This is a genomic window from Mesorhizobium waitakense (genome assembly GCF_056431085.1).
Map to the genome: position 1 here is coordinate 195,998 of NZ_JBWKME010000016.1, position 22,734 is coordinate 218,731.

Consider the following 22,734-nt stretch of genomic DNA (forward strand, 5'->3'; position numbering starts at 1 on the left):
ACACAATCCACGTTAGGAGATTATTAAGTCTCTAACTGCCTGGGCTGCCTTTTGCGCACGAACGCAGCACCAGCTTCCTTGTTGCGGTGGTGTTTCGGCAATGCGGCATGTCTCCGGCGTCCTGACTTCGTCTTTCCTGCTTGGCTTGGTTTCGTTGATCGGTGCGACATCGCTGCAAGCCAGCCCGGCAGAAGCACAGTCGACATTGTTCAAGTCGCGATCGACGCAATCTTCCCTGCAAGGGCTGCGCTCTGCCAACGTCGGTGCAAGCACCAGTGTCCCCTACGGTTGGGTCGATTTCTGCCATCGCCGACCAAAAGAGTGCAAGGTGCCCGCTCTGCCGGCCGCGAATGTCAAGCTTACAGCGCAGAACCTGCGCATCCTCGAGCGGATAAATCAGAAGGCGAACAACTCCATCAAACCCGTCAGCAATTTCGACCACTGGGGCACGATGGAGGACCACTGGGATTACCCCGTGGACGGCAAGGGCGACTGCAAGATCTACGCCCTCTACAAGCGCAAGCTTCTTCTGGAGGCGGGATTCCCCCGGCAGGCGCTGCTGATGACCGTGGTGCGCGACCTAGACAATGAAGGCCACACCATCCTGACGGTGAAAACCGACAAGGGCGATCTTGTGCTGGACAATCTGGTCGATGAGATCAGGCCTTGGAATGCGACGGGCTATTACTTCCTCAAACGCCAGTCCCAGCAGAACCCGAACACATGGGTGTCGATCAACCAACGGGGCGGCACGTCGAAAACCCTTACGAATGTTTCCAAGCTCGTAGACTGAGCGGCCTGCCAGACCAGAGCGCTTCAGCTTTTTGAAGGTTCGGTGCCCGGCGACCGGCGGGCAACCCCTGGCTCACTCCTGCCTACTGCTTGCATGGAGGCTCGCCCGGGTGTCCGCAGGCAGGCTTCTTGTTGCCTCGCGGCGGCTGCTGATTGGGCTGTTGCGGCGGACGCCGCTCCTGGACCTGGGGCCTGGGCTGAGCGTGGAACTCCGGCTTCTGCGGCTTGGAGAACACCTTCACGTTCGGCTTCTCCTGCAGCTTGAGTTGGCGCTGCGGATTCTCGTTCGGCTTGTTGACCTTGAAATTCCGCTGGACGTTGACTTGCGGGCCGGCGGAGCCTCCACCGCCGTTCTGCGGCTTGCGGAACTTCTTGTTCCCGTTTCCCGGAGCCTGATCGCTCGGTCCGACGACAACGGCCTGGCCGGCGGACAGATCCTTGCGCGTCAGCTTCTTCGGCTTGCCGCCACCCTGGTCGGAAAAGACGGCTGGACTGTTCTTCTTGATCCTCTCCTGCACGTTCGGGCGCTGCCCGGCCGGTGCACCGTTGACGGTCGGCAGCTTGTTGAGCTTGCCGTTCTTGCCCTGCCCATTGCCGGCTCCGTTCTGCTGGCCATTGCCCTGTCCGGTAACGGCAGCGCCGGCATTTCCCGTAGCCTGCTGGTTGCCGCCCGAGGTGCCTTGCTTGCCAAGCAGCTTCTTGGACTTGTTGTTTGGCAAATTCTGGCCGTTGAGCACCGGCGGTTTGCCGTTGACGAGTGGCAGCGTCTTGCCGTTCGCTCCCGGCAGGGTGTGATCAGTTGAGAGCGTCTTCGAGACCGGCTTTGCGTCGGGGGGCTGCCGGCCTTGCGTCACACCCTGGCCGAGTTTGCCCGGAGCGGCAGGGTTCTGGTTAGAGAGCACGGCCTTCTTATGCAGCAGCGGCGGCAGCGCCACCTTGGTCGCAAGCGCTGCCGAGCCCAGTCCAACCGCGGCGCCGGTCAGCTTCTGGCCGGTGGTGAGGCCGCCGCCGCCCTGCCCTGCCTGATTGTTCTCGGTATTGATCGTCGTGTTGTTGATGACGGTCGTGTTGTGGATGTTGTTGAAGATGACGTTGTCGGGCGGCGGCGCAATGTTGTGCGGCGGGTTGACCCACACCGGCACCGGCACGAAGACCGGCACCGGCAGGACAAAGACATCGACTGCCGGCCGCGGCGGCGCCAACACGACAAAATCCGGCGGAGGCGGCGGCAGGAAGATCACCGCGACAGGCGGTGGTGGCTCAAAGTCGAAATCGGGATCGTCGAAATAGAGCACGGGCCGGTCGACATAGATGATCTCTTCCGGTGGCGGCGGCGGCACGTCGTAGTCATAGACGGCAAAATCCTCCGGCGGCTCCAGCGCTGCATCGAAATGCTCCAGCCGGCGGCGGGCATCCCAGGCATGCGGGCCGTGCGGATAGCGATCGAGGTAGGACCAGTAGGCTTCCGGGATGTCCCGGAGCCAGGTTTCGCGCCAAGTGATTGCTTCGCGCCGAGCAGCGATGATGGCACGCACGCGCTTGGCCATTGGATCGCGCGGGTAGGCGCCGACGAAATCCTCGTAACCGCTGAGCGTGTCGCGGTCGAGGGCCGCGACATAGGCGTCGCGGGCGTCGAAGTCGCGGATCTCTCTGGTCCGGTTGGCTTGGGACTCAGCCTCCGAGACCCTGGGCGCGGGCGCGTCCGGAGCCCGGTCGAAGAAGACGAAGGGCGCCGTGATCTTTGAGGCGCTCCACGGAACTTCCGCGCCCTGGGTCACCTCGTTGACGCGCAGGCGCGTGCGATCGAAGACATCGTCAAGCGGCAGGCCGCCTTCGCGCATCATCTCCGCCAGCGCCTGGGCATAGGCACCGTATGGACCTTTGCCTTCAGGCGCGACCGTACCCGGGGCGGCATTGAACGCAACAAGCATGTTCGGATCGGGATCGACCAGTGCAAGACCTCCGGCCAGCGGCTGGTTCGTCTGCTGGAATGCATTCGGCCGCCCCGCATCGAGCACGACGATATTGACCTTCGTCGGCAGTCCAGCCAACGACTTGGTGACATCGGAGAGCCGCATCCCCTGAAGCGGGACGTCGGTTGGATTGGCGATCTGGGCATCGACAGGCAAGAAGTAATTCTCGCCTTCGAACTGTACGCCATGGCCGGCGAGATAGATGAAGACCACCGCGTCGGGACCGGCAGCAGAAACCTTGCCAAGGAAATCGCGTAGCGCGCCGCGCAGCGATTCCTGGTCGACGTCGCGGGCACCGACAACATCGAACCCTGCTGCCTGCAAGGTCTGGCCGATCAGCCCGGCATCATTGGCGGGCGTCGCCAGCGCACTAGACGGATAGGCCGCATTGCCGATGACGAAAGCGAGGCGTTTTTCGCTCTGCGCGAGGGCACCGGTCACCGAAGCGGCCACGAAAATGAAGAGGAGGAAGAAGCCTAGGAATTTCTGGAGCGTCCGCATTTCTGGCCACCAAGTATGGAAACGGTGATGGAGCAGGATGGTTCCTTCGTCCAGTGATTTCCAAAATAGACGGGCGCAAAGAGGCGGCTTCGCGGCGCGATTTCGGCAAACCCGCCCGACGCGGAAACCTCAAGAAAATGTGATCATTTTGGTTCGCGCGTGAGCCGAGGGAAATGCGAACAGCGCTACCGCCTTCGTTTCGGCTTCTCCAGTAGCGCCACCGCCTCGACATGCGGCGACCACAGGAACTGGTCGATCGGCGTCACGCTTTTCAAGGTGTAGCCGCCGTCGAGCAGGATTCGCAGGTCGCGAGCCAGCGTGACCGGATTGCAGGATACGGCCGCGACAAACGGAACGTCCGAGCGTGCGATCTGCTTCGACTGGTCCTCGGCGCCGGCGCGGGGCGGGTCGAACATCAGGCCGTCGAAGCCATTCAATTCCTTGAAGGTCAGCGGCCGGCGGAACAGGTCGCGGCGCTCGCCCGTCACCCGCTTCAGGCCGGTCGCGAAGCGCGAGCCCCGGTCAAGCGCCGAAAGGGCTGCCGCATCGCCTTCGACCGCATGGACTTCCGACTTCGCTGCCAGCCGCAAGGCAAAGCTGCCGCAACCGGCGAACAGATCGGCGACCTTCTTGGCGCGCTTCAGATGTCCGCCGACGATATCGGCCATGGTCTGTTCGGCGGCCTCGGTCGCTTGCAGGAAGGCGCCCGGCGGCACGGCGACGGCGACATTGCCGAACATGACCACAGGCTTCCTTGGCTCGATGATGATCTCGTCATCGATGGACAGCCTGGCAAATCCCTGAGCCAATACGAAGTTGGAGGCGATCCGACGCTGGTGTTCGCCCAGGTTGCCGGACTCGTAGACTGCGACGTCAAGGCCCGACCCGGTCACGGTGACCGCCAGCCGGAACGATTTGGTGGTGGCGCACACCAGTTCGGCGAGCGCCTTCAGCCGATCGAACGCGCTGACGATCTCGGGCAGCGAGATCGGGCATTCCGATATCGAGATGATTTCCGGCGACAGATGGCGATTGAAGCCGAGCAGCATGCCAGTATCGGTGCGCCGCGCGGCGAGCACGACGCGGCGGCGCGTGTGCGGCGCGCAGGCGACCAGTTCGCCGATGTCGCAATCGATGCCCTTGCCCTTCAGCGCGTGCACCACCTTTTCGCGTTTCCATTGGCGATAGGCTGCGGCTTCGAAATGCTGGAGCGCGCAACCGCCGCATTCGGTGAAATGGCGGCAGGCGGGATCGATGCGCAGCGGCGAAGCCTCCAGCACTGCCATCAGCGTGGCGCGGTCTTTTTCGCGCGCGGCGGTGACGACCTCGCCGGGTAGTGTGAAGGGAATGAACAGATCGCCGCTCTCGGTCTCGGCGATGCCGTCGCCCTGGGCGCCAAGTTTCCTGATGCTGAATCGCGCGCTCATCGATCCTTGATCCCACCGAGCAGGAATTCGCGATTACCGTCGCCGCCTTCGATCGGCGACAAATGCAGGCCCAGCGAACGCCAGCCTGGAACAGTGTCCAGCCAATCCTGCAGCAGGCCGGCGACACGGGCGGCGTCGTAGGGATCCTTCAACAGGCCGCCCTTGCCGATCGCTTCGCGGCCGGCCTCGAATTGCGGCTTGACCAGAAACATGGCACCGGCACCAGCCTTCGCAAGGCCAAGCGCCGGCGGCAGCGCCAGTTTCAGCGAAATGAAACTGACGTCGGAAACGACGAAATCCGGGATCCGGCCGGCCAGATCATCGGCTGTGAGATCGCGCGCGTTCAGGCCCTCGATGACAGTTACGCGCGGATCGCCGCCGATATCGGCATGCATCTGGCCATGCCCGACATCGATGGCGGTGACGTGGGCCGCGCCGCGCTCGAGCAGCACCTGGGTGAAGCCGCCGGTCGAGGCGCCGATGTCGAGCGCCTCGCGGCCGGCGGGATCGAGGCCGAAATGGTCGAGCCCACCGATCAGTTTCAGCGCCGCACGCGACACATAGCCCTGCGCCGGATCATCGATGGCGATCAGGCATTGCGGCGAAACGTTCTGGCCGGGCTTGCGGGCTATGACGCCGTCCACCATCACCGTGCCACGCTCGACCGCGTCGCGGGCGCGCGAACGGCTGGCAAAAAGGCCCCGCTGGACGAGCAGGTCGTCGAGCCGCTGGCGGGGGCTGGCTGGCAGAGGCGAGTTCATTGGCCTTCATGGCGAAAGCCGGTCGCGAAGGCAAGGATATTGGGGCGGGACAAGGAACATCGTTCGAAAGCATGCGAACACTTCAAGCCGCTGCGCCGCTTGCGAGCATCGCATCGGCCCGGCACAATACCAAGCAGGAGCGCCGTACTGTCCGAACGAGGAAGGACGAATGCTGACAGGAACCTGCCACTGTGGTGCGACCCACTGGACCCTGGAGGGTGATCCCGGTCCGGTCACCGCGTGCAGTTGCACGCTTTGCCGTCGCTATGGCGCGCTCTGGGCTTACGACTATGTCGACGAACGCATCCGCGTCGCGGGACCGATGAAAAGCTACACGCGCACCGGAAAGGATGCGCCCTCGCTTGAGATCCTGTTTTGTCCCAATTGCGCTTGCGTGCTCGCCTGGCGTGGCTTGCGCTCCAGCGCCACCGGCCAAACTCGAATCGCCGTCAATGTAAGGCTTGCGCCGCCGGAGGCCGTCGCCGACTTGCCGATCGACCATTTCGATGGCCTCGACACTTACGACGACCTGCCGCGCGATGGCCGCTGCGTGCGCGACATGTGGTTCTAAAGCGCGCCACGATTGGACGGCGGCATGCTCTAGAAAATGGTTCGCGAAACCCGGCGATCGACGGCCGGAGACAAACCGTCATCCCGATTTCCCGAAGCCTGCTCACCCGGATGCTCGGTCGCAGGCGCAGGCGCAGGCACAGGGTCCGGCAGGACAACCAGCTGCGGCACCTGCTTGTAGGAAAAGCCGCCGCGGATATCGCCCATCTTGCCAGCGATGATGCCCATGGCCGCCTTTTCAAGGCTGCGATCATAGCGCGTTTCGGCGGCGACCGGCGCGACGATGACCGCTGAAAGCGCCACGCCGCATAGAAGCGTTCTCATTGTTTTTGTCTCCCTGCCTGGTCACGATCTAGCAGGGCGCCGTTGAAAAACGGCCAAGAGACACGGTAAGCAAAGCGCCAAACGGTAGCGTTAACAATGCGTTAAGGCATCAAGCCGGCAAACTGATTCAAGCCCTTGAGATTTTGATTCAGGCGCGCTGGGCGCGGGCTGTATGGCCGAGGGCAATGAACACGGTGCGTACGATGCCGGCGGCATCCAGCCCGGCATCGGCATACATCTTTTCCGGCTTTGCGTGATCGGTGAACGCGTCGGGCAGCACCAGCGGGCGCACCTTCAGGCCACTTTCCAGCAAGCCCTCATGGGCCAGGAACTGCAGCACATGGCTGGCGAAGCCGCCGACGGCGCCCTCTTCCACTGTCACCAGAACCTCGTGCGAGCGGGCCAGCCGGCGGATCAGATCCTCATCGAGCGGCTTGGCGAAACGGGCATCGGCGACCGTGGTGGAAAGCCCGGCCGCGCCAAGCTCCTCGGCGGCGATCAGGCAATCCTGTAGCCGCGTGCCGAAGGACAGGAGTGCGACCTTGGTGCCTTCCCTGACGATACGGCCCTTGCCGATTTCGAGCACCGCGCCGCGCTCCGGCATGTCGACGCCAACGCCGTTGCCGCGCGGATAGCGGAAGGCGATCGGACCGTCATCGTAGCTTGCCGCGGTGCGCACCATGTGGCGCAGTTCCGCCTCGTCTGCTGCTGCCATCACCACGAAACCCGGCAATGTCGCCAGGAATGTGGTGTCGAAGGCGCCGCAATGGGTGGCGCCATCGGCACCGACGAAGCCGGCGCGGTCGATGGGAAAGCGCACCGGCAATTTCTGGATGGCGACGTCGTGAACGACCTGGTCGTAGGCGCGCTGCAGGAAGGTCGAATAGATCGCGGCGAACGGCTTGTAGCCTTCGGTGGCGAGGCCGGCGGCGAAGGTCACCGCGTGCTGTTCGGCGATGCCGACATCGAAGATCCGCGAGGGAAATGCTTCACCGAACAGGTCAAGGCCGGTGCCGCTCGGCATGGCGGCGGTGACGGCGACGATGCGGTCGTCCTCGCGGCCTTCCCTAACCAGGCTCTCGGCGAACACCTTGGTGTAGGCCGGCGCGTTGGCCGGCGCCTTGGCCTGCGCACCGGTGATGACATCGAATTTGTTGACACCGTGATACTTGTCGGCGGCGGCTTCGGCCGGCGCGTAGCCCTTGCCCTTCTGGGTGACGACATGGATCAGCACCGGGCCTTCGCCATTGTCGCGGACGTTCTTCAGGACCGGGATCAGATGCTCGAGATTGTGACCGTCGATCGGGCCGATGTGATAGAAGCCGAGCTCCTCGAACAGCGTGCCGCCGGTGACGTAGCCGCGTGCATGCTCGACCGCCCGGGTGATCGCACGGTCGGCACGCTTGCCGAGATAAGAGGTCAGTTTCTTGCCGAAGTCGCGCAGGCCGACATAGGTCTTGCCCGAGGCCAGACGCGCCAGATAGGCGCTCATCGCGCCGGTCGGCGGCGCAATCGACATGTCGTTGTCGTTGAGGATGACGATCAGCCGGGCATCGAGCGCGCCGGCATTGTTCATCGCCTCGTATGCCATGCCGGCCGACATGGCACCATCGCCGATGACGGCGATGACGTTGTTGCGGCCGCCGGAGAGATCGCGGGCGGCGGCCATGCCGAGGCCGGCCGATATCGATGTCGAGGAGTGAGCGGCACCGAAGGGATCGTATTCGCTCTCGGCGCGGCGGGTGAAGCCGGACAGGCCTCCTTCCTGGCGCAAGGTGCGGATACGGTCGCGACGGCCGGTCAGAATCTTGTGCGGATAGGCCTGGTGGCCGACATCCCAGATCAGCCGGTCATCCGGGGTGTTGAAGACATAATGCAGCGCGACTGTCAGCTCGACCACGCCAAGGCCGGCGCCAAGATGGCCGCCGGTGTGGGACACCGCGTCGATCAGTTCGGCACGAAGCTCAGATGCCAGTTGCGGCAATTCACTCTCGGCAAGCGTGCGCAGGTCGGCCGGGATGCGGACCTTGTCGAGAAGGGGCGTATGCGGCGTTGCGTTCAAGGGTAGGCCTACTCAGGCTTTCTGTTCATGGGCGAGATAGGCCGGCGGCCGGCGAAAGTAAATGCGTGTCAGTGACGCGGATCAGGCTTTAGGTCTTTGCCTTATGCATGTCGTTCTCCCAAAACTGGGCCACTTTTGGGCGACATGCATCAGCTTTCCGGCAGCGGGATGAATTCTTCCTCATCGCCAGGAACGATATCGAAGCGGCCCGTCTTCCATTCTTGCTTGGCCTGTTCGATGCGCTCCTTGGAGGACGAGACGAAATTCCACCAGATGTAACGCTTCGAGCCGAGCGAGGCGCCGCCGAACAGCATGAAATGGGCGCCGCCTTCCGACGATACGACGATCTCGTCGCCGGGCCGAAACACCAGCAGTCGCTCGGCTGGAAAAACATCGCCTGAAATCGAAACGTCGCCCTCCAGCGTGTAGATGGCGCGCTCTTCCGCATCGGCCGGGATTTTCACGCTGGCGCCCGGCGCCAGCCTAAGGTCGGCATAAAGCGTCTCGGAGTGAGCTCTCACCGGGGACCGTAGCCCCTGAAAGTCGCCGATGACGACGCGACCGCCGACGCCTTCGGCATCGATCTCGGGGAGCCGCAAGGCAGCGGTGTTCTCGAAAACCGGAGCCACTTCCTCCTTGCCGTCCGGGAGTGCCAGCCATGTCTGCAGGCCGGAAACAGACATCGGCGCGCCACGCAATTCCTCCGGCGTGCGCTCGGAATGGACGATGCCGCGGCCAGCGGTCATCAAATTCACGTCGCCGGGCTGGATGACCATTTCGGTGCCGAGTGAATCGCGATGCCGGATCTTGCCGTCGAACAGATAGGTCACCGTTGACAGCCCGATATGCGGATGCGGACGGACATCGAGCGCCTGGCCCGCGCGCAGGATCGCCGGGCCCATGCGGTCGAAGAAGATGAAAGGCCCGACGAGCCGTCTTTTGGCGGTCGGCAATGCGCGGCGTACCTGGAAACCGCCAATGTCCTTGGCGTTCGGAATGACCATCAGCTCGATCTGGTCGCTGGCAAAGGCGTCGCCGACTTCAGGGTCTTTCCCGGGGAAGAAGCTCATGGACTCTCCTTGTCAGCGGCCGTCGCTGGTTGTCGCATCAGGCAAAACGGACCGCCGATTTTGCCCGCGCCTTGGCGGCCACCTCTTCGCGATTGCGAGGATGCTGATGGGTTTCGAGGGAATCGAGAAGCTCACGCGCCGCTGCCGCGATGGCTTCGACCGCATGATCGAAGGCGTGCTGGTTCAGTTTCGAAGGTCGCGTCGTTCCGCTCAATTTACGGACAAACTGAAGTGCGGCGTCGCGCACCTCGTCATTGGTTGCCGGCGGATCAAAATTGAACAGGGTCTTGATGTTTCTGCACATCGTTTCCGAACCTCCTCTTGTCCTGAAGCCGTTTCAATCGGGACGGCTACTATCCTCGACCATGATCATGTCCAAAAGCCAGTGAGGCAAGACCATCATTCGGGAAGCATGACTCAGTCGGCGTCGAGCGGCTCCGTTCCAACCGGCTTACCGTCGCGCGACAGCCTGATCTTCTCGACCTTGTCCTCGGCGGCCTTCAGCAGCCGGTCGCAATGCGCCTTCAGCGCTTCGCCGCGCTCATAGATCCTGATCGACTGGTCGAGCGGCACATCGCCACGTTCCAGATCATCGACGATCTTTTCCAGCGCGTCGAGTGCCTGCTCGAAGCTCATCGCCTTGACGTCTTCGTTGGTCTCACCAGCCATCATTCATCCTTTCATCAGTCGCCCGACATGGGCGGCGACCGAAAATGCCAGTCCCTGCAGATCGTAGCCACCCTCTAGCAGGCTGACGAGCCGGTTGCCGCTGTGGCGCGTGGCGCGCTGCATAAGCTGGCCGGTCGCCCAGTCGAAATCATCCTCTGTCAGGTTGATTTCGGCCAGCGGATCGCGATGATGCGCGTCGAAACCGGCCGAAATGATGATCAGGTCGGGCGCGAAATTGTCGAGCGCCGGCAGGACACGCGACAGCAAGGCATCGCGGAAAACCTCGCTGCCGGTCTGCGGCGCCAGCGGCGCGTTGACGATGTTGCCGGCGCCGGTCTCGCTCTTCGCCCCGGTGCCGGGATAAAGCGGCATCTGGTGCGTCGAGCAATAGAGCACCGACGGATCGTCCCAGAAAATATCTTGCGTGCCGTTGCCGTGATGCACGTCCCAGTCGACGACCGCAACGCGCTCGACGCCATGTTTCTTCTGCGCATAACGCGCGGCGATCGCCGCCGTGTTGAAGAGGCAGAAGCCCATGGCCGTGGTTTTTTCAGCATGGTGGCCGGGCGGCCGCGCGGCGACGAAGACGTTGTCGGCGCGGCCCGCAAAGACATCGTCGACGGCCGCATTGGCGGCGCCGATCGCGGTGATCGCCGCTTGCCAGCTCTTCGGGCTAGCGGTGGTGTCGGCGTCGATGCGGGCGATGCCCTCGTCGGGAATGGCGGCGCGGACGCGGGCGACGAAATCGGCGGGATGCGCGTAGAGAATGGTGGCCTCGTCGCCTTCCGGCGCCTTGATGCGATCGAGCGCGACAAAAGCTTCATCGTCAAGCACCCGCTCGATGGCGCGCAAGCGATCCGGCCGCTCAGGGTGACCGGGCGGCGTGATGTGCTCAAGGAAGATCGGATGGGTATAGAGACGTGTGGCCATCCTCCCTATCTAGTGCCCCGACGTCGCGATGGCCATGCGTTGTGGCCTGATGGCTGGGGAAAATCACACATGCGTCCATTGGTGTCGCTGGAGGCATTGGCGTCGTCAGCGCTTCGGCGTAAGGTCGCTGCCACTGCCTGGTGCCCGCCGCAAGCGGGAGAATCGGGAACACGGTTGAACTCCGTGGCGTGCCCAACGCTGTAAGGGGGACCGCGCCGGTAAGTGCCACTGTCGATGACGGGAAGGCACCGGACGCGGGTTGATCCCGAGCCAGAAGACCGGCCTGGCAGGCATCGTCATCCGCATGGTCAGGCGGATGACATCTAAAGCAATCGCAAGGGGACACGCGATGCCGGAACACATGACCGCCTCTGTTGGCGACGGATTTGACCAGAGTGCGCGCGATGCGGTCTATCGCGCCATGTTCACGCGGCGCGACGTGCGCAGCCATTTCCTGCCAACCGCGCTCGACGATGAGGTGCTGGCGCGGCTGCTGCTTGCCGCTCACCATGCGCCGTCGGTCGGCTTCATGCAGCCTTGGAATTTCATCGTCATTCGCGATGCCGAGCGACGGGAAAAAGTGCGTGACCTGTTCCTGGCGGCGCGAGAGCAGGAACTGCCGGCCATCGCGGAAGAGCGACAGGCGCTCTACCGCAAGCTCAAGCTGGAAGGCATCTGCGAAAGCGCGCTCAACATCTGCATCACCTGCGACCGGCAGCGCTCGAAGGGTTCGCCACTGGGGCGCTGGCACAATCCGGAGATGGACCTCTACAGCACGGTTTGCGCAGTGCAGAATTTCTGGCTGGCGGCGCGCGCCGAGGGTGTCGGGGTCGGCTGGGTCAGCATCATCGAGGCGCAGGCATTGAAAAGCCTGCTGTCAATTCCCGAGCATGTTACGCCGGTCGCCTATCTCTGCGTCGGCCGTGTTTCCGAGTTCGCGCCAAAGCCGGACCTCGAAGCACATGGCTGGGGCCGCCGCTTGCCGCTGCCGGAACTGATCATGAGCGAGACCTTTTGCGGGCAAGGTGAAGTGCTGCTCAAATCGACCGTGGCGCGCCTCAGCGGGGTCGATGCCGCGCCGGCGACCACTGCCGATCAGCGGGTCGCGCCAGCCGTGCCCCAGCGCGAACCGCCGAAGGAGGCCATCGCCTTGTCCTTGAGTTCCCTGAACTTCGACGACGCCTCGGCCAGCCGGGCGTCCCAGGCGGGATCGGGCACCTGGCCCTCAATGGTCCTGAAATAGACCTGCATCAGGCAGGCGATGGCGAAGGGTTCGATGAACGCCGCCTTGAAGGCCCAGGCGAAGACGATGGCGAGCACGAAAGCCCAGCCGGCAAGCTGCCCGGGCATGAGGAAAAGAATGGCGCCGGCAGGCGCCAGCATCAGCAGGAAGATAACGAACGAGACGCCCCACATGATGACCGCCAGCCAAACGGCGTTCTTGACCATGATCTTGCCGTTCTGGGCATAGAGCACGACGCCTTGGCGGGCAGTCTCGAACGGCGAGGCTGAATTGATGCGGATGTTGTAGCCGAGGATGATCTCGTCGACATAGGTCAACGACAGGCGGATCACCGTGTTGACGAAGCTGACCAGGCCGCTCAAGCCTGGGATCGGCAGGAAGGCGGCGATGCCGCCGAGCAGCCCGGTGATGGCGCGAATGGCTCCCTTGACCAGCTGGTCGACGACGAAAAGGATGTTGGCCTCGGCAAAACGCTGGGTCACGATGTCCTTGGCGTAGGCAATCTGGTTCTGGCCGTCGGGAATGTCGCGGCCGTCGATCAGATGGACCATGACGGCGATATGGCCGGCTTTGACGACGTAGAGGATGTATTCGCGAATCCAGTAGACGGCGATCGAGACGACGCCAAAGCCGACCACCCCGCCCCACAAGGCAAAGGACAGCGGCCCGTCGGGATCGGTGGAGATATGGCCAACGCCGTAGCCAACGGAGGCGCCCGTGCCGGTCGCCACGATGTAGGCCAGCGTAATGCCGAAATAGACGATCATGCGAAAGACAATGAAGGGCCAGGTCCGCATCATGATGGACACCGACCTGCCGATATTGAAATCCCACATGCCCCCGAATCTCCGCTCAGAGATGGCGCGAGAGGATGCGCTGAAACCGGCTGTTGTCAATCATGGGCAGTGGCGCCAGACCAGCAATGGGGATTCAGTTCGGCTGCGGATCCGGTTTTTTGAGCAGGCCCTCAAGCAGCTGTTTGAAAGCCGCCACCACGGACTTCGACGTCGCTTCGGGGTCGTTCGAATTGGCGATCCGCTGCGCTGCCTGGCTGCTGGCGCCGTTGATCAGCCGTGCGGCGGTCTCGGGGTCGACACTAGGAACGACCACGCCCTCCTCCTGCAGCCTGGTCAGATGATCGGTCATTGAACCGACACAAGCATTGGCATTCGGCCATTGTGCAGGATCCCCCAGCACGGCCGGGCCATCCCGGAACATGATGCGCTGGATTTCCGGCTCCAACGCCATTTCGATATAGGTCGTGCATTCGTCGACGAAATGCTGCCAGCGGGTCGGTGCTCTCGACGCCACTTCGTTCACGCGCGCCGCCATCTCACCGTCGATTTCGGCGATAACCGCCTGCAGCAAGCCCTTCTTGTCGCCGAAGTGATGATAGAGTGCGCCGCGCGTCAGCCCGGCCGATGCGGTGAAATCATCCATAGAGGCCTGGGCATAGCCGATCGTGCCGAAGGCATGGCGGGCGGCCGCGATCAGCTTGGCGCGCGTCTCGGCGATCATCTCCTTGCGAGGTTTGTGCATGGCTTCTGGACCTACTAACATACGCCTCGTATGCCAATTGACATACGTGGCGTATGATCTATCTAACAATCATACGCATCGTATGTAATTGTCGAATCCGTCTTTGTCGAGGAACCGGACCATGCAAAATCCCTATTCGGAGATCTTTCGCGCCCCCGGCGCCAAGGGCTTTGCAGCCGCTGGCTTCATGGCGCGCCTGCCGATCGCGATGGCGCCAATCGGCATCGTGGCGATGCTGTCGCAGACGCGTGGCGAATACTGGCTGGCCGGCGCCGTCTCCGCGACATTCGCACTGGCCAACGCTTTCATGGCGCCGCAAATATCAAGGCTTGTCGACCGCCTTGGCCAGACGCGGATCGTCGTGCCCACCACGATCATCTCGGTGCTCGCTTTCGCCGTCCTGATTGCTGCGGCCAATCAGGACTGGCCGGTATGGACGCTGTTCGTGTCGGCGCTGCTGGCGGCGGCGATGCCCAGCATCCCGGCAATGGTGCGCGCACGTTGGACCGAGATTTTCAGGGGACGGCCCGAGATGAACACCGCATTCGCCTTCGAGTCGGCGGCGGACGAGCTGGTCTACATCGCCGGCGCATCGCTGTCGGTCGGCCTGAGTGCCGCCCTATTCCCGGAAGCCGGAATGCTGGCGAGCACGCTGTTTCTTGCCTTCGGCTCGACGGCGTTCATCCTGCAGCGTTCGACCGAGCCACAAGTGCGGCCGGTGGAACACGGCTCGCGCGGCTCGGCAATCCGACTGCGGCCGGTACAGATCATCACCTTTGCACTGATCTTTATCGGCGCGACCTTCGCGACGACGGAAGTGAGCACCGTGGCGATCACCAAGGAACTTGGCCAGCCTGGCGCCGCAAGCCTCGTCATCGGTGTCTACGCGCTGGGATCGTTCGTGCTCGGCATCATCGTCGGCGCGCTCAACCTGAAAGCACCGCTGCAACGCCAGCTTGCCATCGCAATCGCCATCATCGCGCTCAGCACCTTGCTGCCGCTCACCGCCGGCACGGTGCCGCTGCTGGCGTTGACCGTGTTCGTCAGCGGCGTGGCGATCTCGCCGACCTTCATCACGGCGTTCGGCCTGATCGAACGGCATGTGCCGGAGGCGATGCTGACCGAGGGCATCACCTGGGTGACCACCGGGATCGGCATCGGCATGGCGCTGGGCTCGTTCGCCGCCGGCTCGGTGGTGGATGCATTCGGCGCCCAGAACGGATTCTGGGTGTCGGTTGCGGCCGGCACGATCGCACTGGTCACCGTGTTGCTTGGTCAGCGCAGCCTGGCCACGCCTGAATGCGACCTGGAAGGATGTGAAGCAGGCGCCGTTCCCGCCGAATGATCCCCCGAAGGGCCCGGTTTCAAACAGACCGGGCGCTATCCCCGCTGGTTGCCCCTCAGAGAATCTCGGTCTTGGCGATATGGATGCCAAAGCCCTCGAGACCGACATAGTGGCGTTCGCGCGAAGCGATCAGATTGATCGAGGAAATGCCGAGATCCTTGAGGATCTGCGCGCCGAGGCCGATTTCGCGCCATTCGTTCTCACGGCGGCGCGCCTCTTCGTGATCCTCGCGGTCGCCGCTCGCCGGCCGCTTGCGCTCCTGGTGGGCGACGCCGACCGAGCCCTCGCGCAGATAGACGATGACGCCACGCCTGCGCTCGCCCATCGCCTTCATGATGCCGTCGAGCCGGTGGCTGGTGCCGAACACATCGGTCACCACATCCTCGGAATGCAGGCGCACCGGCACCTCCTCGCCGTCGCGGATGTCGCCGAAGACAATAGCGACGTGATGCATGGGGTCCCAGGGCAGCGTGTAGGTGAAGACCTGAGCCTTGCCGCCGAGCGTGTCGATTTCGGAGCAAGCCACGCGTTCGACCAGCGTTTCCTTGCGTTGCCGGTAGGCAATGAGGTCGGCGACCGAAACCTGTTTGAGACCATGCTCTTCAGCAAAGGCCGAAACCTGCGGGCCACGCTTGACAGTGCCGTCGTCATTGACCAGTTCCGAAATGACGCCGACCGGCGCCAGACCGGCGAGCTTGCACAGATCGACCGCGGCTTCGGTATGACCCGACCGCATCAGCACGCCGCCCTCTCGCGCGATCAGCGGAAAGATGTGGCCGGGGCGGACGAAATCCGAGCCGCCGACATTGCCGTTGGCGAGATTGCGCACGGTGAGCGTGCGGTCCTCGGCCGAAATGCCTGTTGTCGTGCCGTGCTTGAAATCGACGCTGACGGTGAAGGCGGTGGTGTGGGCGGAATCATTGTCGGCCACCATCGGCGCCAGGTTGAGCCGCTTGGCCTCCTCGCGCGGCATCGGCGTGCAGACGATGCCGGAGGTGTGACGAATGATGAACGCCATCTTCTCCGGCGTGCAATGGACGGCGGCGACGATCAGGTCACCCTCGTTCTCGCGTCCATCATCGTCCATGACAACGACGATCTCGCCGCGCTCGAAAGCGCGCAGGGCTTCGACGATTTTCTTCTGGTCGTAAGGCATAGGCGCTCGTTTCACTCGCAGGGGAATAAGGGAGTAGGGCAGTACGGGAGTAGGGAAAAGGAAAAAATGGCTGTCTCGGGTGGGTAGCGTAACATATTCCCCTACTGCCCTACTCCCCTACCTGTCTGTCCCCGATGACGCAGATAATGATCGGCAATGGCGCAGGCAACCATCGCCTCGCCGATCGGCACGGCGCGGATACCGACGCAGGGATCGTGACGGCCCTTGGTCATGATCTCGACGTCGTTGCCGTCCCTGTCGATCGACTTTCGCGGCGTCAGGATCGACGAGGTCGGCTTGACGGCGAAACGGGCGATGATCGCCTGGCCGGTCGAGATGCCGCCGAGAATACCGCCGGCATTGTTGGACAGGAACACCGGTTTGCCGTCATTGCCCATGCGCATCTCGTCGGCATTCTGCTCGCCGGTGATGCGGGCGGCCTCGAAACCGTTGCCGATCTCGACGCCCTTGACCGCGTTGATCGACATCAGGCCGGAGGCAATGTCCTGATCAAGCTTGGCGTAGATCGGCGCGCCGAGGCCGGCGGGAACGCCGTCGGCAACGATCTCGATCACCGCGCCGACCGAGGACCCCGCCTTACGGATGCCGTCGAGATACCGGGTAAAGACGGGAACGGAAGCCGGATCTGGGGTGAAGAACGGATTTTCCGCGTCGCCGATGAAATTCCAGTTCCAATTGGCGCGGTCGATGGATTTTTCGCCCATCGACACCAGCGCGCCGCGCACCACCATGCCAGGCACCACCTTGCGGGCGAGTGCCCCGGCCGCGACGCGTGCCGCCGTCTCGCGAGCCGAGGAGCGGCCGCCACCGCGATAGTCGCGCAAGCCATATTTGACGTCATAGGTGTAGTCGGCATGGCCCGGCCGGTATTGGCGGGCGATTTCGCCATAGTCCTTCGAGCGCTGGTCGACGTTCTCGATCAGCATCGAGACGGGCGTGCCGGTGGTGATCATCGTCTCACCGTCCTCGTCGAGTATGAAGCCCGACAGCACTTTCACTTCGTCGGGTTCGCGGCGCTGGGTGACAAAGCGTGACTGGCCCGGCCGGCGCTTGTCGAGCTCGGCCTGGATGTCTCGCAGAGTGAAGCGGATGCCGGGCGGACAGCCGTCGACCACACAGCCGAGTGCGGCGCCGTGGCTTTCGCCCCAGGTGGTGACGCGGAAAAGGTGGCCGAACGTGTTGTGAGACATGAAATGACCCTGCCCGGCATCGGAGCCAGCTTAGCACATGACCCGAAAAACGAAGCCGTTCTCGCAAGGGATCATACGCAAATCAAAAAGTGCCACAGCGTCCTCCGCGCCCCCAGGAGGACGCTCGGCGCCGTGGCCTGCCTTCTATTGGCGTTTTTCACAGTGGTCAAACTGTGATCTGGCGGATTTAGTTTTGACACATTCGGTTGGTTTCTGCTCTCTTCCATCGCCTGCCGCCGCCCATGCCGGTGCAATGATAACGAGGAACGATTATGCGTACCCTGATTGGCGCCGTAGCCGCCACGCTGCTGCTTTCCACCGCCGCTTTCGCCGGACAGACCGAAGGCCTGATCAAGAAGATCGACAAGGACACGGCGACGCTGACGCTGGATGACGGCAAGTCCTACAAGCTGAATGCCGAGACAGACCTCGACTCGCTGAAGCCGGGCATGGATGTCGTTATCGCCTACGATGAGACCAATGGCGAAAACATCGTCACCGACATGCAATTGCCCGATACCGAATAAGCGCCTTCCGGCCCCGCGCGGCGCGCTTGCCAACGCCGTCCGTTGGTAGCAATCTCAGCGCGCAGATCCAGCCATCAAGTGGAAGATGCGAGCGGGGACCGAACAATGTGCAGCGACTGCGAAGGCGAAGGGCTCGACCGCAGGGATTTCCTCAAGGTCGGCGCGGCGGGGTTCGTTGCGATCGGTCTTGGTGGAGCTTCGTGGTCCGCGCGTGCGGCAGAGAGTGCTGCGCCGGCATTGTCTGATGCAGCGCTCGCCGCGCTGAAATCCGGCAACGAGCGCTATGTCAGCCACCCGGAACTGTGCTCGATCGACCTTGCCGCGCAGCGGAAGGCTGTCGCCGGGCATCAGGCGCCTTGGGCTACCATCATCAGTTGCGCCGACAGTCGCGTTCCGCCCGAGTTGATCTTCGGCGGCCAAGGCGTTGGAGAGCTATTCGTCGCCCGGAATGCCGGCAACCTCGTCGACACCGCGACGCTCGGCACGGTCGAATACGGCGCGGCGGTGCTTGGCTCGCCATTGATCGTCGTCCTCGCCCACACAAGCTGCGGTGCCGTCAAGGCGGCTTGCGACGTAGTCACCAAGAACGCGACCTATCCGGGCGCGATCGGCCCGATGATCGAACCGATCCTGCCTGCGGCGATCGCGGCGCGGAGCGAGGCAGGCGATTTCGTCGACAACACCGCCAGGGAGAGCGCGCGCAGGACTGTGCGGCGCCTGGCTACTTCAAGCAAGCTCCTGGCCGATCTCACCGGGGCCGGGAAGCTGAAGATCGTCGCGGCAATCTATGATCTTGAAACGGGTGTGGTGACCTACATCGAATGACACGTTCATCGGAACGACCGGGTCAAGAGTTGGGAGCCTTCCAAACCCTGGGATGAACAAGCGTCCTGGCTAGGCAAGCGTCCTGGCTAGGACTGCGACAGCCACTCAAGGCGGTCACCCTGCAGCCTGAGCACGCGGTCCTGTGGTATCTCCAGGTTCGCTGACTCGTCCTCCGCCACCCCAAGCACGAAGCGAAACAGAGCCCGCATGACCCCGCCATGCGTCACGCAGATCGTCTGGCGTTGGATCGCGTCGAACCAGGGTTTCACCCGTTCGAGCAGCATCTGGTAACTCTCCGCGCCTTCGCCGGGCGGCTGGAAGTTCCATTTGTCCAGCGCGCGTGTCCGGCGCGCGCCTGGATACCGCGTCTTGAGCTCGGCATAGGTAAAACCCTGCCAATCGCCGAAATTGACTTCCACCAGGCGAGGATCGGTTCGATAGGCAGCCGGATCGAGCTTCATCGCGGCGCGGATGCGCTGCATCGTCTCGCGCGTCCGCTTCATTGGGCTGGCAACGAAATCGAAATCCGCGGGATTTTGCACCAATTCGGCCAGCCGATGACCGTTTCCGGTCGCCTGCTCGCGGCCAAGCGCATTGAGGTCAGTGTCGGCCTGCCCCTGAAGCCGGGATTCGGCGTTCCACGCGGTCTGGCCGTGGCGCACGATATAAACCAGCGGGTACATCAGGTCTTCCGGTACGGGGTCGGGACGGACGACGGTTGGCGGATGTTAATCCTTGACCGTCGAAATATCCGGCGCGTCGACCGCCTTCATACCGACGACGTGGTAGCCTGAATCGACGTGATGCACTTCACCGGTGACCCCACGCGACAGATCGGACAGGAAATAGACGCCGGAATCGCCGACTTCCTCCTGCGTCACCGTCTGCTTCAGCGGCGAATTGTATTCGTTCCACTTCAGGATGTAGCGGAAGTCGCCAATGCCGGATGCGGCAAGCGTCTTGATCGGGCCAGCCGAGATGGCGTTGACGCGGATCTTCTTGGCGCCGAGGTCGACCGCGAGATAACGCACGCTGGCCTCGAGCGCCGCCTTGGCGACACCCATGACGTTGTAGTGCGGCATGACCTTTTCGGCACCATAATAGGTCAGCGTCAGCAGCGAGCCACCATTGCTCATCAGCGCCTCGGCGCGCTTGGCGATGGTGGTGAAGGAATAGACCGAAATGTCCATGGTGCGCAGGAAATTGTCGCGCGTCGTCTCGACGTAACGGCCGGTCAGCTCGTCCTTGTCGGAAAAGGCGATGGCGTGGACGAGAAAATCGAGCTTGCCCCAATGCTTGGCGACCTTGGCGAAAACCTCGTCCAGGCTCGCCGGATCGGTGACGTCGCAATGGCCGGCGACAAATGCGCCGAGTTCCACCGCCAGCGGCTCGACGCGCTTCTTGAACGCCTCGCCCTGATAGGTGAGCGCGATCTCGGCACCATGATCGACACAGGCCTTGGCGATGCCATAGGCGATCGATCTGTTGTTGGCGACGCCAAGAATAAGGCCGCGCTTGCCGGCCATAAGGCCCTGTCCACCCGCCATGTCAGCGCTCTCCGCAAGATTTTTCAGCTTTGTGGAGTGCCCTATCGCACAGGCACACTGCCCCTTCAAGCGTTCAAACCGGACAGTTCGGGGGACAAAAGCCGCCAATCAGCCTTTTTGGCTGTGCAGCAGCGCTTCGAGCGCGCTATCGCCGCCTTCCGGCAGCATGATCCGCACATGGGCGTAGAGATCGCCATGGCCGCCGGCTTTCTCCGGCAGGCCCCTGCCCTTCAGCCGCAGCACCTTGTCCGAGTTCGACCAGGCGGGAACGTTGACCGCGAGCTTGCCGGTCGGCGTCTCGACGGGCACCTTGGCGCCGAGCACCGCATCCACTAGCGACACCGGCAGATCGGCATGCAGGTCGCGGCCCTCGATGCGGTAGCGCGGATGCCGGCGCAGATGAATCTTGACCAGCGCATCGCCCGGCTGGCCCGGCCCTTGCTCGCCTTGCCCCTTCAGCCGGATGGTCTGGCCATCCTCGACATAGGCCGGCAGCTTGACCGCCACCTTGCGGCCGTCGGGGAACATCGCCGTCACCTTTTCGGCGGTCGCCGCTTCCTCGATGGTGACGTCGAGCGTCACGTTCAGGTCGGCGGCGGTCGCCGGCTGGCGGCGGTCGCCCGCGCCGGGGCCGCGCGCGCCCGAAAAGGCGTCGCCGAAAATCTGGCTGAAAATATCGCTGTTACCGTCGAACGGATCACCGCCCGGACGGCCCGAGCGGAATTCGAAGCGCGAACCGCCGGCCCCTTGCTGCCGGCGAAACCCGCCAAAGGGATCACCGCCACCAGCGGCGCCTTCAAAACCCTGGAAACGCGGCTTGCCGTCGGCATCGATCTCGCCGCGATCGAACGCGGCACGATTCTTCTCGTCACCGACGATCTCGTAGGCCTGGTTGGCCGCGGCAAAACGGTCCTTCGCCTTGGGATCATTCGGATTCTGGTCCGGATGATGCTTCTTGGCGAGTTTCCGGTACGCCGATTTTATGTCCTTGGCCGGTGCGTTCTTGGCAACGCCCAGCACCTCATAGGGGTCGCGCATGCTTACTGCCCTGGAGAAGGAGTTGAGTCTCTGGTTGCCTCCTATATGCGCTCGCATAGGAAGAAATTCCAGTGGTCGGGCAGCATATCAAAAGCGGAAAATCAGAGCGCCTTGAAGTCCTGCATGTGCCAGCCGCCGGCGCTGGCCAGGCAGAGTTCGCCTTCGAACATGGCAACGCCATCAAAGCTTTCGCGCGAGACCCTGAAACGGCGGCATGTCTGGCCCTTGTCCTTCAATTCCGCCAGTTCGGTGATGGAGCCGCGTGACCCGGTGCCGGCATTCGCCCACGGCACGGCCTGCCCGCGGAGTTGCTCGATGTCGGCTGAGGACACCGCATTGCCGATCGTCGTCTGGTCGGAGTCGCGATCCGAACCGACCGGAGCGGATGGGGCGGACGTGCTGCTGGTCAGGATCGAGCGGTCGACTTCGGCCTTTTCCGGGCTGAAGCCACCCGCGCCGCAGGCGGCAAGCTGCAGAGCGATCATCACGATCGCGGCTTTGGCGCTGGCTGAAGCAATTAGGCCGCTTTGCCTGCTGTCAAAAGCTTGCGCGATACGCAACAATCGGCAACCTCCCCCGCCTCGTAACGATTTGAGAAAAACTATGAGTGACACAGAGTTAACAAGCCGTGACTTTACCGAGGCGGCGGAGCCGTTTCGCCTCTTTGCCGCATGGCTGGAGGACGCCACGAAGAGCGAAATGAACGATCCAAACGGCGTGGCGCTGGCGACCGTCGATGCCGACGGCATGCCGGATGTGCGAATGGTTCTGCTCAAGGGGTTCGATGACGGCGGGTTTGTGTTCTACACGAATTTCGAGAGCGCCAAGGGCCAGGAGATTCTTGGCAGCATGAAGGCGGCGATGTGCTTCCATTGGAAATCGCTGCGCCGCCAGGTGCGCATTCGCGGTCCGGTGGAGATCGTCAGCGACGCCGAAGCCGACGCCTACTACGCGACGCGACCGCGTGGCAGCCGTATCGGCGCCTGGGCCTCGAAACAGTCGCGGCCGCTGGAAAGCCGCTTTGCACTGGAAAAGGCGGTGGCCGAATACACGGCGCGCTATCCGATCGGCGAAATCCCACGGCCAAAGCATTGGTCGGGTTTCCGCATCGTGCCGCAGGCCATCGAGTTCTGGCATGATAGGCCGTTCCGACTGCACGACCGGGTCGCCTTTTCCCGAGACGCCAATGGCGGCTGGAACAAGACGCGGCTTTATCCCTAAAAG

General features: G+C 63.2%; 23 protein-coding genes, 1 pseudogene and 1 riboswitch. Of the genes and pseudogenes, 7 read left to right on the plus strand and 17 right to left on the minus strand.

The window, feature by feature from the left end; translation table 11 throughout:
- Positions 1-100 precede the first annotated feature (100 nt).
- Complete coding sequence (locus tag AC07FD_RS03480; RefSeq protein WP_478348660.1) at positions 101-793, plus strand: transglutaminase-like cysteine peptidase; 693 nt, start codon at positions 101-103, stop codon at positions 791-793.
- An 82-nt stretch (positions 794-875) separates the two neighbouring features.
- On the opposite strand, the gene AC07FD_RS03485 is transcribed toward AC07FD_RS03480, so the two are convergent.
- The 3 genes from AC07FD_RS03485 to AC07FD_RS03495 all read right to left on the minus strand — a co-directional run bounded on the left by AC07FD_RS03485 (position 876) and on the right by AC07FD_RS03495 (position 5,454).
- Positions 876-3,266: a caspase family protein gene (locus tag AC07FD_RS03485; protein ID WP_478348661.1), complete on the minus strand. Its 2,391-nt coding sequence runs from the start codon at positions 3,264-3,266 to the stop codon at positions 876-878.
- 185 nt (positions 3,267-3,451) lie between these two features.
- The gene (locus tag AC07FD_RS03490) at positions 3,452-4,693 is read right to left on the minus strand and encodes a class I SAM-dependent RNA methyltransferase (RefSeq protein WP_478348662.1); all 1,242 of its coding nucleotides are present in this window, start codon (positions 4,691-4,693) and stop codon (positions 3,452-3,454) included.
- Positions 4,690-5,454: a TlyA family RNA methyltransferase gene (locus AC07FD_RS03495; RefSeq protein WP_478348663.1), complete on the minus strand. Its 765-nt coding sequence runs from the start codon at positions 5,452-5,454 to the stop codon at positions 4,690-4,692. The genes AC07FD_RS03490 and AC07FD_RS03495 overlap by 4 nt, the downstream gene beginning before the upstream one ends.
- A 169-nt stretch (positions 5,455-5,623) precedes the next feature.
- Here AC07FD_RS03495 and AC07FD_RS03500 point away from each other — a divergent pair, with 169 nt between their 5' ends.
- A complete protein-coding gene (locus AC07FD_RS03500; protein ID WP_478348664.1) occupies positions 5,624-6,025 on the plus strand; it encodes a GFA family protein in 402 nt (133 codons plus the stop codon).
- A 29-nt stretch (positions 6,026-6,054) separates the two neighbouring features.
- Here AC07FD_RS03500 and AC07FD_RS03505 read toward each other — a convergent pair whose 3' ends face one another.
- From AC07FD_RS03505 to AC07FD_RS03530, 6 genes are all read right to left on the minus strand, one after another.
- The gene (locus AC07FD_RS03505; protein WP_478348665.1) at positions 6,055-6,348 is read right to left on the minus strand and encodes a hypothetical protein; all 294 of its coding nucleotides are present in this window, start codon (positions 6,346-6,348) and stop codon (positions 6,055-6,057) included.
- Positions 6,349-6,496: 148 nt separating this feature from the next.
- Positions 6,497-8,410: a 1-deoxy-D-xylulose-5-phosphate synthase gene (dxs, locus tag AC07FD_RS03510; protein ID WP_478348666.1), complete on the minus strand. Its 1,914-nt coding sequence runs from the start codon at positions 8,408-8,410 to the stop codon at positions 6,497-6,499.
- 149 nt (positions 8,411-8,559) lie between these two features.
- Positions 8,560-9,480 (minus strand): pirin family protein, encoded by a 921-nt coding sequence (locus tag AC07FD_RS03515; protein ID WP_478348667.1) that lies wholly within the window; start codon positions 9,478-9,480, stop codon positions 8,560-8,562.
- Positions 9,481-9,517: 37 nt separating this feature from the next.
- On the minus strand, positions 9,518-9,784 hold the full coding sequence (locus tag AC07FD_RS03520) for a DUF2277 domain-containing protein (protein WP_478348668.1): 267 nt from the start codon (positions 9,782-9,784) through the stop codon (positions 9,518-9,520).
- A gap of 113 nt (positions 9,785-9,897) precedes the next feature.
- Positions 9,898-10,149, minus strand: a complete 252-nt coding sequence (locus tag AC07FD_RS03525; RefSeq protein WP_013532792.1) for an exodeoxyribonuclease VII small subunit — start codon at positions 10,147-10,149, stop codon at positions 9,898-9,900.
- A 3-nt stretch (positions 10,150-10,152) separates the two neighbouring features.
- Positions 10,153-11,079 carry a histone deacetylase family protein gene (locus AC07FD_RS03530; protein WP_478348669.1) on the minus strand — a complete coding sequence of 309 codons (927 nt, stop codon included), beginning with the start codon at positions 11,077-11,079 and terminating at the stop codon, positions 10,153-10,155.
- Positions 11,080-11,200: 121 nt separating this feature from the next.
- Positions 11,201-11,380, plus strand: a riboswitch (cobalamin riboswitch).
- Between the two features lie 60 nt (positions 11,381-11,440).
- Here AC07FD_RS03530 and bluB point away from each other — a divergent pair.
- Positions 11,441-12,058: pseudogene (gene bluB, locus AC07FD_RS03535) on the plus strand (5,6-dimethylbenzimidazole synthase); the annotation flags it as partial.
- Between the two features lie 116 nt (positions 12,059-12,174).
- Here bluB and AC07FD_RS03540 read toward each other — a convergent pair.
- The gene (locus tag AC07FD_RS03540) at positions 12,175-13,158 is read right to left on the minus strand and encodes a hypothetical protein (RefSeq protein ID WP_478348670.1); all 984 of its coding nucleotides are present in this window, start codon (positions 13,156-13,158) and stop codon (positions 12,175-12,177) included.
- A 94-nt stretch (positions 13,159-13,252) separates the two neighbouring features.
- Entirely contained in the window at positions 13,253-13,861 is a 609-nt protein-coding gene (locus AC07FD_RS03545; RefSeq protein WP_478348671.1) for a TetR/AcrR family transcriptional regulator, read from the minus strand.
- 121 nt (positions 13,862-13,982) lie between these two features.
- Here AC07FD_RS03545 and AC07FD_RS03550 point away from each other — a divergent pair, with 121 nt between their 5' ends.
- Positions 13,983-15,206 (plus strand): MFS transporter, encoded by a 1,224-nt coding sequence (locus AC07FD_RS03550; protein ID WP_478348672.1) that lies wholly within the window; start codon positions 13,983-13,985, stop codon positions 15,204-15,206.
- Between the two features lie 55 nt (positions 15,207-15,261).
- On the opposite strand, the gene ribB is transcribed toward AC07FD_RS03550, so the two are convergent.
- Both ribB and aroC read right to left on the minus strand, forming a co-directional pair.
- Positions 15,262-16,362: a 3,4-dihydroxy-2-butanone-4-phosphate synthase gene (gene ribB / locus AC07FD_RS03555; RefSeq protein ID WP_095091919.1), complete on the minus strand. Its 1,101-nt coding sequence runs from the start codon at positions 16,360-16,362 to the stop codon at positions 15,262-15,264.
- 101 nt (positions 16,363-16,463) lie between these two features.
- Positions 16,464-17,573 carry a chorismate synthase gene (gene aroC / locus AC07FD_RS03560; protein ID WP_478348673.1) on the minus strand — a complete coding sequence of 370 codons (1,110 nt, stop codon included), beginning with the start codon at positions 17,571-17,573 and terminating at the stop codon, positions 16,464-16,466.
- A gap of 272 nt (positions 17,574-17,845) precedes the next feature.
- Between aroC and AC07FD_RS03565 the strand changes: the two genes are divergently transcribed.
- Both AC07FD_RS03565 and AC07FD_RS03570 read left to right on the plus strand, forming a co-directional pair.
- Positions 17,846-18,100 (plus strand): DUF1344 domain-containing protein, encoded by a 255-nt coding sequence (locus AC07FD_RS03565; RefSeq protein WP_095091917.1) that lies wholly within the window; start codon positions 17,846-17,848, stop codon positions 18,098-18,100.
- A gap of 105 nt (positions 18,101-18,205) precedes the next feature.
- On the plus strand, positions 18,206-18,925 hold the full coding sequence (locus AC07FD_RS03570; protein ID WP_478348674.1) for a carbonic anhydrase: 720 nt from the start codon (positions 18,206-18,208) through the stop codon (positions 18,923-18,925).
- A gap of 86 nt (positions 18,926-19,011) precedes the next feature.
- On the opposite strand, the gene AC07FD_RS03575 is transcribed toward AC07FD_RS03570, so the two are convergent.
- From AC07FD_RS03575 to AC07FD_RS03590, 4 genes are all read right to left on the minus strand, one after another.
- Complete coding sequence (locus tag AC07FD_RS03575; protein WP_478348675.1) at positions 19,012-19,608, minus strand: histidine phosphatase family protein; 597 nt, start codon at positions 19,606-19,608, stop codon at positions 19,012-19,014.
- A 45-nt stretch (positions 19,609-19,653) separates the two neighbouring features.
- Positions 19,654-20,472, minus strand: a complete 819-nt coding sequence (gene fabI, locus AC07FD_RS03580; protein ID WP_478348676.1) for an enoyl-ACP reductase FabI — start codon at positions 20,470-20,472, stop codon at positions 19,654-19,656.
- Between the two features lie 108 nt (positions 20,473-20,580).
- Entirely contained in the window at positions 20,581-21,510 is a 930-nt protein-coding gene (locus AC07FD_RS03585) for a DnaJ C-terminal domain-containing protein (RefSeq protein WP_478348677.1), read from the minus strand.
- Between the two features lie 101 nt (positions 21,511-21,611).
- Positions 21,612-22,073, minus strand: a complete 462-nt coding sequence (locus tag AC07FD_RS03590) for an RT0821/Lpp0805 family surface protein (RefSeq protein ID WP_478348678.1) — start codon at positions 22,071-22,073, stop codon at positions 21,612-21,614.
- Positions 22,074-22,113: 40 nt separating this feature from the next.
- Here AC07FD_RS03590 and pdxH point away from each other — a divergent pair, with 40 nt between their 5' ends.
- Positions 22,114-22,731 (plus strand): pyridoxamine 5'-phosphate oxidase, encoded by a 618-nt coding sequence (pdxH, locus tag AC07FD_RS03595; RefSeq protein ID WP_478348679.1) that lies wholly within the window; start codon positions 22,114-22,116, stop codon positions 22,729-22,731.
- The last annotated feature ends 3 nt before the right edge of the window (positions 22,732-22,734 follow it).

What these genes read in the sequence shown, in the direction of transcription:
- AC07FD_RS03495 (WP_478348663.1), bottom strand. Translation starts at nt 5,454, where the DNA reads ATGAACTCGCCTCTGCCAGCCAGCCCCCGCCAGCGGCTCGACGACCTG.
- AC07FD_RS03540 (WP_478348670.1), bottom strand. Translation starts at nt 13,158, where the DNA reads ATGTGGGATTTCAATATCGGCAGGTCGGTGTCCATCATGATGCGGACC.
- AC07FD_RS03515 (WP_478348667.1), bottom strand. Translation starts at nt 9,480, where the DNA reads ATGAGCTTCTTCCCCGGGAAAGACCCTGAAGTCGGCGACGCCTTTGCC.
- ribB (WP_095091919.1), bottom strand. Translation starts at nt 16,362, where the DNA reads ATGCCTTACGACCAGAAGAAAATCGTCGAAGCCCTGCGCGCTTTCGAG.
- AC07FD_RS03500 (WP_478348664.1), top strand. Translation starts at nt 5,624, where the DNA reads ATGCTGACAGGAACCTGCCACTGTGGTGCGACCCACTGGACCCTGGAG.
- AC07FD_RS03550 (WP_478348672.1), top strand. Translation starts at nt 13,983, where the DNA reads ATGCAAAATCCCTATTCGGAGATCTTTCGCGCCCCCGGCGCCAAGGGC.
- AC07FD_RS03490 (WP_478348662.1), bottom strand. Translation starts at nt 4,693, where the DNA reads ATGAGCGCGCGATTCAGCATCAGGAAACTTGGCGCCCAGGGCGACGGC.
- AC07FD_RS03505 (WP_478348665.1), bottom strand. Translation starts at nt 6,348, where the DNA reads ATGAGAACGCTTCTATGCGGCGTGGCGCTTTCAGCGGTCATCGTCGCG.
- AC07FD_RS03585 (WP_478348677.1), bottom strand. Translation starts at nt 21,510, where the DNA reads ATGCGCGACCCCTATGAGGTGCTGGGCGTTGCCAAGAACGCACCGGCC.
- AC07FD_RS03530 (WP_478348669.1), bottom strand. Translation starts at nt 11,079, where the DNA reads ATGGCCACACGTCTCTATACCCATCCGATCTTCCTTGAGCACATCACG.
- AC07FD_RS03485 (WP_478348661.1), bottom strand. Translation starts at nt 3,266, where the DNA reads ATGCGGACGCTCCAGAAATTCCTAGGCTTCTTCCTCCTCTTCATTTTC.
- AC07FD_RS03575 (WP_478348675.1), bottom strand. Translation starts at nt 19,608, where the DNA reads ATGTACCCGCTGGTTTATATCGTGCGCCACGGCCAGACCGCGTGGAAC.
- pdxH (WP_478348679.1), top strand. Translation starts at nt 22,114, where the DNA reads ATGAGTGACACAGAGTTAACAAGCCGTGACTTTACCGAGGCGGCGGAG.
- AC07FD_RS03565 (WP_095091917.1), top strand. Translation starts at nt 17,846, where the DNA reads ATGCGTACCCTGATTGGCGCCGTAGCCGCCACGCTGCTGCTTTCCACC.
- fabI (WP_478348676.1), bottom strand. Translation starts at nt 20,472, where the DNA reads ATGGCGGGTGGACAGGGCCTTATGGCCGGCAAGCGCGGCCTTATTCTT.
- aroC (WP_478348673.1), bottom strand. Translation starts at nt 17,573, where the DNA reads ATGTCTCACAACACGTTCGGCCACCTTTTCCGCGTCACCACCTGGGGC.
- AC07FD_RS03480 (WP_478348660.1), top strand. Translation starts at nt 101, where the DNA reads ATGCGGCATGTCTCCGGCGTCCTGACTTCGTCTTTCCTGCTTGGCTTG.
- AC07FD_RS03525 (WP_013532792.1), bottom strand. Translation starts at nt 10,149, where the DNA reads ATGGCTGGTGAGACCAACGAAGACGTCAAGGCGATGAGCTTCGAGCAG.
- AC07FD_RS03570 (WP_478348674.1), top strand. Translation starts at nt 18,206, where the DNA reads ATGTGCAGCGACTGCGAAGGCGAAGGGCTCGACCGCAGGGATTTCCTC.
- AC07FD_RS03520 (WP_478348668.1), bottom strand. Translation starts at nt 9,784, where the DNA reads ATGTGCAGAAACATCAAGACCCTGTTCAATTTTGATCCGCCGGCAACC.
- AC07FD_RS03545 (WP_478348671.1), bottom strand. Translation starts at nt 13,861, where the DNA reads ATGCACAAACCTCGCAAGGAGATGATCGCCGAGACGCGCGCCAAGCTG.